The sequence below is a fragment of the Sphingomonas sp. genome (genome assembly GCF_019242355.1).
In the GTDB taxonomy this organism is placed as follows: Bacteria; Pseudomonadota; Alphaproteobacteria; order Sphingomonadales; family Sphingomonadaceae; genus Sphingomicrobium.
This window is the reverse complement of record NZ_JAFAVR010000054.1, coordinates 1-6,624: the sequence shown is the minus strand read 5'-3', so window position 1 is coordinate 6,624 and position 6,624 is coordinate 1. Positions and strand designations below refer to the sequence as shown.

The 6,624-nt window shown below is 63.9% G+C and carries 7 protein-coding genes and 1 pseudogene; 2 read left to right on the top strand and 6 right to left on the bottom strand.

The genetic code is table 11. The features are described from left to right. A pseudogene (locus JOZ79_RS02340) lies at positions 1–248 on the bottom strand (DUF484 domain-containing protein); the annotation flags it as partial. A 121-nt stretch (positions 249–369) separates the two neighbouring features. On the opposite strand from JOZ79_RS02340, the gene JOZ79_RS02335 reads away from it, so the two are divergent. Continuing rightward, the gene (locus tag JOZ79_RS02335) at positions 370–1,008 is read left to right on the top strand and encodes an energy transducer TonB (protein ID WP_294070039.1); all 639 of its coding nucleotides are present in this window, start codon (positions 370–372) and stop codon (positions 1,006–1,008) included. On the opposite strand, the gene JOZ79_RS02330 is transcribed toward JOZ79_RS02335, so the two are convergent. The 5 genes from JOZ79_RS02330 to JOZ79_RS02310 form a co-directional block, all read right to left on the bottom strand. Next, positions 991–2,193, bottom strand: coding sequence for a glycosyltransferase family 87 protein (locus JOZ79_RS02330; protein WP_294070037.1), 1,203 nt, complete (start codon positions 2,191–2,193; stop codon positions 991–993). The two genes, JOZ79_RS02335 and JOZ79_RS02330, sit on opposite strands and share 18 nt — an antisense overlap. A 47-nt stretch (positions 2,194–2,240) precedes the next feature. Next, positions 2,241–2,894 carry a fructose-6-phosphate aldolase gene (gene fsa, locus JOZ79_RS02325; protein WP_294070035.1) on the bottom strand — a complete coding sequence of 218 codons (654 nt, stop codon included), beginning with the start codon at positions 2,892–2,894 and terminating at the stop codon, positions 2,241–2,243. 122 nt (positions 2,895–3,016) lie between these two features. Then, positions 3,017–3,415 (bottom strand): TadE/TadG family type IV pilus assembly protein, encoded by a 399-nt coding sequence (locus JOZ79_RS02320; RefSeq protein ID WP_294070033.1) that lies wholly within the window; start codon positions 3,413–3,415, stop codon positions 3,017–3,019. Between the two features lie 2 nt (positions 3,416–3,417). Then, complete coding sequence (locus JOZ79_RS02315) at positions 3,418–3,981, bottom strand: TadE/TadG family type IV pilus assembly protein (protein ID WP_294070030.1); 564 nt, start codon at positions 3,979–3,981, stop codon at positions 3,418–3,420. 3 nt (positions 3,982–3,984) lie between these two features. Next, positions 3,985–5,319, bottom strand: a complete 1,335-nt coding sequence (locus JOZ79_RS02310) for a pilus assembly protein TadG-related protein (RefSeq protein WP_294070028.1) — start codon at positions 5,317–5,319, stop codon at positions 3,985–3,987. A 207-nt stretch (positions 5,320–5,526) separates the two neighbouring features. On the opposite strand from JOZ79_RS02310, the gene JOZ79_RS02305 reads away from it, so the two are divergent. Beyond that, positions 5,527–6,624 (top strand): toxic anion resistance protein (locus JOZ79_RS02305; RefSeq protein ID WP_294070026.1); only part of this gene is annotated, 1,098 nt, incomplete at its 3' end.

Genomic DNA, 6,624 nt, shown 5'->3' with positions numbered 1-6,624 from the left:
ACGCCGTTGCCGTCGGCTCTGAAGCCCTGGCGGCCGATGACCAGAGCGACCGCGACCGCGTCGATGCCAAGGATCAGCGGCCATTCCTGCGTGACGACGTGAAGCAGAGCATCGATGCCCTCGGCCTCCATCGCCGCGAGCGATGCGGCGTGAATCGACGACACCGCGCCCGAATGCCCGCGAGCGAAGGCGATGAGATCCTGGTTCGCCTCCTCGGCAGCGCCGAGCCGCTGGCGCAGGTTCGCCACCGCGCGTTCTTCAAAGGGGATTACCGTGGCCATCGCCGCGCAGGATACGGCCGAACCGGTTAATTTCCTATGGTCGTCGAATTCCCCCGATCGTAGGATGGGCGAACAAGAGGGCTTGTCGATGTTCTTGCTGCTGCTGCTCGCTGTAATCGCCGGAATGCCCCAGGGCGATCCCAGTCTTCAGGGCGTGATCTCGGCAAGCGATTACCCTGCCTGGGCCGTCAGAGCGGGAGTGCAGGGCTCTATTCCGTTCGACTTGTTGATCGGCCCAGATGGGAAGGTGCAGCGCTGCTCCGTGCTCATCTCGAGCGGTCACAAAAGGCTCGATGTCTACACGTGCGCGCTCGTTCAGCAGAAGGCTGCATTCGCACCGGTCGCCGACGGAAGCGGCCAGCCACTCTATGGGGCCTATCGAGGTATCATCGCCTGGGTGCTCGATTATCCCGGCCACGCGACGCGCCTGACGCCTGATCTGGAAATGCAGGTGAATCGCGCGCCCGTCGGAGTGTCCCTGCCGGTGGACTTCAAGATCTATTACATTTCCAGTCCGACCGGAGCGGTCAGCGGCTGCCGTTCGGATGGCGAGGCGAAGGGACCGCCGCAGCTGGTTGGCCTCGCCTGCGGGTCGATCGCCAAGTCCGGCGGGCAGATCGTCCACAATCTCGCCGGCGCAGCAGTCGCGGCCTGGGTCGTGTCGTCCGTCCGGATCAGCCTCGATCCGCATAGCCAAGCGGCGCCGCCGTTAACAGCCAGCGACTAAACCACCGCGTTTTCCAAGGTCGATAGATCGATCCGCTGCGTTGGCGGTCGGCGCGTCACGCCAAGCGCGGTAGCTCAGTCCCAGTAGCGCGATCGGCAGCAGCGGGCCGATGTTCACTGGCACGGCGCCTGCAGTCTGGACAATGATCAGGAGCGGCGAGAGCCAGAGCGTGGCGACGAGTGCGATGGGGGCGCGGCGTTGGACCAGCCAGACGAAGGCGGGGATGAGGACCAGAGCGTCGTATAGATAGACGTAGGGGCTTGCGAGCATGGTCGCGGCGGCGAGCACGGCGGCCTTGGCCATCGGCTCTGTCTTGCTCGTCCAGCAGCGCGCGACCAGCGCCGCGGCGGCGAGTGCGACGACGGCGTGCAGGGTGAACGCTGCCTGCTCCGGCATGCCGGCCTCGCGGGCCGCGGCGTAAACGCTGACGAGCTTGTGCCAGCCGACCAGTCCGTCGCGCGCAATGCGCGCGTAGAGCGGCATCTGGTCGAGCCAGGCAGTGGTGACCGCCGGTCCGAAGGCGAGGACGCCGACCAGCATGAGCGCCGTGGCCGAGACGATCGCGCCCGCAATCACGCGCCATTCGCGGCCGGCCAGCATCGCGACTGGCAGCATCAGCGCGAGCTGCGGCTTCAGGACCAGGCAGCCGAGCACCAGTCCGGCCGCGAACTGGCGACCGCGATGAAGCAGCGCAAGCCCGACGAGAAAGAGCGTCGCCGTGAGAAAGCCGTTCTGGCCGATCGCGGCGGTCGCGAAGATGGCCGGAAAGGCGAGCGGGAGCCAGCCTGCCTCGGGCGCGAACCGTCGCGCTGCGAAGGCGTAAAGGCCCCATGTGCCAAGCGTCCACACGACCATCGCCAGCGGAAATGGCAATGCGGCGAACGGCATCAGGATCAGGAGGAAGGCGGGAGCATAGGGGAACGGCATCTCGGCGCTGCCGGAAAAGGACGCGACCTTGACCTGGACGGCGTGAAGTGCGGCATTGTTGTAGGCCAGTGCGGGTGTGCCCGCCCATGCGAGCTTGGCGGCGCCCCAGAAGCTGACGAAATCCCGGCTGCTTGGATGGAGCCAGTTGCGCGCGAACTCCACGCAACTCACGGCCAAGATGATGAGCGCAAGCGCATGACCGACGCGCCGATAGGGTGCGAACGGGTTGGCGGGGGCGGGCTGTGTCGCTTGATCCACGCCTGTGTCGGTAAATGATGACGGCTAAGGAAAGCTTAGCGTCGGTTTCAGCCGATGGACTGGCCCGTCGCCTGCCAGTCCTTGAGGAAGCCGGCGATGCCGCTGTCGGTGAGCGGGTGCTTGAACAATTGCCAGATGATCTTCGGCGGAGCCGTCATGACGTCAGCGCCGATCTTCGCCGCTTCGACGACGTGCACTGGATGGCGCACCGAGGCGACGAGGATTTCCGTCCCGAAGTCGTAATTGTCGTAGATCAGGCGAATGTCGGCGATCAGCTGCATTCCGTCGAACCCGACGTCGTCGTGCCGCCCGACGAAGGGCGAGATAAAGGTCGCGCCCGCCTTGGCCGCAAGCAGCGCCTGGGCCGCGGAGAAGCACAGGGTCACGTTGACCATCGTCCCATCGGAGGTCAGCGCCTTGCACGACTTCAGCCCGTCGGGGGTCAGTGGAACCTTGATCGCGATATTGTCGCCGATGCGCCGCAGGATCTCGGCCTCGCGCATCATCCCGTCATAGTCGAGCGCGACCACCTCGGCCGAGACAGGGCCAGGGACGACACCGGCGATTTCCCGCACCACCTCGACGAAATCGCGCCCGGACTTGTGAATGAGGCTCGGGTTGGTGGTGACGCCGTCGAGCAGGCCGGTTGCGGCAAGCTCCCGGATTTCGGCGATCTCGGCGGTGTCGGCGAAAAATTTCATGGTTCGAGCGGCCCGGATTCTGGTGGATTCGAGGCCGCATAGCCCGGGCGAAGCTGGTCGTCATTTGGAAAGCGAGGCGCCAGACGCACGTCGGTCGAGCAGGCCCGCCGACTCCGGGTGGTCTAGGACGCGGACGCGGTCTGCGTTGGGAAGCAGGCAGCGGACGAGATGCTGACTGTCTTCGACCCGACGATGTAGAACATGGTGAAGTTCATTGAGCCGGTCACCTTGTTGCCGCAGGTGTCGGTCGTCGAAACGAAGGTCGGGGCATTGCCGGTGATCTTGTAGAACTTCGTTGCCGCAAAATTCTGCGTGGTGGTCGCGTCGGTGCAGGTGACGCTCATTGCGCGGCACCGGGCGGCGGATTCGGTTGCCGACTGAAGGCTTGCGGCGGTGAACCCCATCATCGACGCATAGATTCCGGCGAACATCAGGCCGAGAAAGGCGGTGGACAGAAGCGCGAACTCGACCGCCGTCGCGCCCTGCTCGTCCCTTCGAAGCTGATGGAATAGCCGCATCATCTTCACTGCAGCCGGATCGTGCTGGTCGCCGACAAGGTCGTCCCGAAAAGGCTGCCGATCGTCAGCTTCGACGAGAACAGCGGAGCATAGGTCGCCTGAGCCTTGATGACGAGATAATCACCCGGTGTGTGCGCGCTGTCGCCCTCCGCGGAGCAATCGGTCGGCTTGGTCCCGGTATAGTCCGCCTCCTTCTTCAAGGCGCCCGCGGTCGTCAGGCAATAATATCCTTCGAACGGGTAGGAGACGGTCTTGCCGCTCACAGTGGTCGTCGACAGCGTCACAGCCGAGCCCAGGGACGTGGACTGGATGCCGTTATTGATCGCCGTGTTCACCGTCGTGCACTTGCTGAGCGCGGGCAGATGCTTGGTGTCGCAGGCATTCCAGGCAGCGTGAGCCGCCGCGTGGACGGCATTGGCCACTTCCATCTTCTGGAAGGAATAGCGCGCCGTCTCGAGCCCGTTCAGAAGACCCAGCATCAGGACGCTAGAAGCAATCGCGAACTCGATCGTCGCCAGGCCGGACGATTCGACGAGCAGGTTGCTGTTGCGGATTGAGAGCTTGCTCATCCGCTATGCCACCAGTCGTCCGCGGATACCGATCGGATTGCTCGGCGGCGTCAGGCCCTGCGCGGCGCAACCCCCTTGATTGAAGAGGCTGCCGGTGCCGTTGATGGTGATCTTGTCGAACACCATCACGAAGCAGGCATTGCCGTTGGTCCCCTTTCCGACGGCGCCGCTAAAAGTGACGTTCGCATTGGGGAGATAGACGAGACCGGAGATGTTCCAGCTGGGGGAGTTGCCCGCCGCGCTGTAATCCACGTTAGTCTTGAGCGTGGGATCAGTGTAGATGGCGGTCCCCGACCATGTGCCGCTGGTTGGCGACGAGATATCGAGGGTGCCTTTGCCGGTCACGATGTGGCTGATGCTGCTGCTGTTCGTGCCGGTGAAGACGATCACTGCGCTTGCGCCTGACGCGGTCAACAAAGTATGTCCGTTGAGGTCGAGCGATCCGTCGCGGATATAGATGACGTTGTCGCCCGTGAGCGTCACGTCTGCGCCAAGCTTCACACCGCCGCAGTAATTCTTGGTCCCCAGAGCGAGACTGCCGGTGATGGTGGTGGTCGCGTAGCTTGAGCATGAATTGGACGGGATGTTCGAGGCCTTCGACGAATAGGGATCCGTCACCTTCGACATGTTTGAATCGCGGATCTTGCCGCAGTCTTGACTGGTCCCAACCGCGTCGGCGTAACCAGCATTCAGGTCATGGCCGTTACAATTCATGCTGGCGTTCGACATGATGTTGCATCCGCCAAGGTCGGCCTTGGGCGCGCCGTTAGCGAGGAAATCGACGGCGCTCGTGCTCGGAGCCGAACCGGCAAGGGCCAGCATGCAATATTCGCGGGGCGAGGTCTGTTGCGTGGCGTAGGCCGTGACCTGGAGCCGCTCGGCCGCCTTGCCCGACACCGTTGTGTTCCCCGTGAAACCGACCGCCTGCATCAGCATCAGCGGAAGCTTCTTCGTGACCGTCACGCTGTAGCAGGGAGTCGCGCCGCCGGGGCAGGTTGCGGCGTTGCTCGCCGTGACCGTGACATTGCCGGAGCCGTCCGTGAATCCGTATTGGGACGTCACGGCCTTGGCTTCGGTAAGGTAGGTGGACGTGGCGTTGGTCGCGGCGGCGACGACGGCTTCGTCGGCGGCGTTCTGCAGGGATCGATTGGTCTGGTACCAGCTGCCGCCTTCGACGGCGAGACCGAGCGTTCCAACCATCAGCGGCAAGGCGACCGCGAAGATCACCAGGACGTTGCCGCGCTTGTCGCTCCGCAGTCGCGCTGCCGACTGCAGCGCTGCGCGAACCTGGTGCAAAGCACTCGAAACCCGGCCACCCCTCTGCAGGAAACTCAGCACATTGCCCTCACAACAGTGTCGTGGATGAGGCCAATAAGCCGGGCACGGTAAGCGAAGGGTTCAAGCCTATGGTTAACCACTCTTCACCACAGTCCCGCGAGTGCGTCTTGTGTGGTCCTGTCTTACACCTATAATACAGCAACAGCGCCCGTGCGGCGTTGACCGGCTTCCGACCGGGCCGCACAAGGACGAGGAAAGGATTTGAGGATGGCAAGCGAACCGGCAGCGGAAACGACCACTGCGACCAAGCTCAAGCTCGACCCGCCCGAGGCGCTGCAGCCGGTTCCGGCCGCGGAAGCCGCCGGGCTCGTTCCCCTCAAGGCCGAGGAGACGAGCGAGCTCGACAAGCGCGTCACCCAGTTCGTCGATGAGCTTGCCGCCCTGGATTCCAATAGCCCGGAATTCGGCAAGAAGGTCGACCAGTTGACCGCGATGGGCCGCAAGGAGATCGCCGAGGCGGCCGGCGCCTCCAACCGCTTCCTCGACCGGCCGGTCAAGGCGATCGACAAGGATAGCGGGATCGGCGCCGACCTGACCGAGCTGCGCCGCACCGTCCAGGCGCTCGACCCCAAGGAAGCGACCAAGACCAAGAAGATCCTCGGGATCATCCCGTTCGGCAACCGCGTCGACCGCTATTTCGACAAGTACCGCAGCTCGCAGACCCACATCTCGAAGATCCTCGGCAGCCTCGCCAACGGCAAGGACGAGCTGTTGATGGACAATGCCGCGATCGACACCGAGCGCGCGAACCTGTGGAAGACGATGCACAAGCTCGAGCAGATGGTGCACATCTCCAAGACTCTGGACCAGCGGCTCGAGGACAAGGCCGGCGAGCTCGACGCCACCGAGCCCGCCAAGGCCAAGGCGATCCGCGAGACCGCGCTCTTCTACACGCGGCAGCGGACGACCGACCTGCTGACGCAGATGGCGGTCACCGTTCAGGGTTATCTCGCGCTCGACCTCGTCAAGAAGAACAATGTCGAGCTGGTGAAGGGCGTCGACCGCGCATCGACGACCACGGTCGCCGCGCTTCGTACCGCCGTGACCGTCGCCCAGGCGATGACCAACCAGAAGCTCGTCCTCGAGCAGATTGGCGCGCTCAACACCACCACCGCGGGCATGATCGACAGCACGGGCGAAATGCTTCGCACCCAGACCGGCGCGATCCATGAGCAGGCGGCCAGCTCGACGATCCCGCTGGAGACGCTGCAGCGTGCGTTCCAGAACATCTACGACACGATGGACCAGATCGATCAGTTCAAGCTTCAGGCGCTCGGCAATATGAAGCAGACCGTCGATACGCTG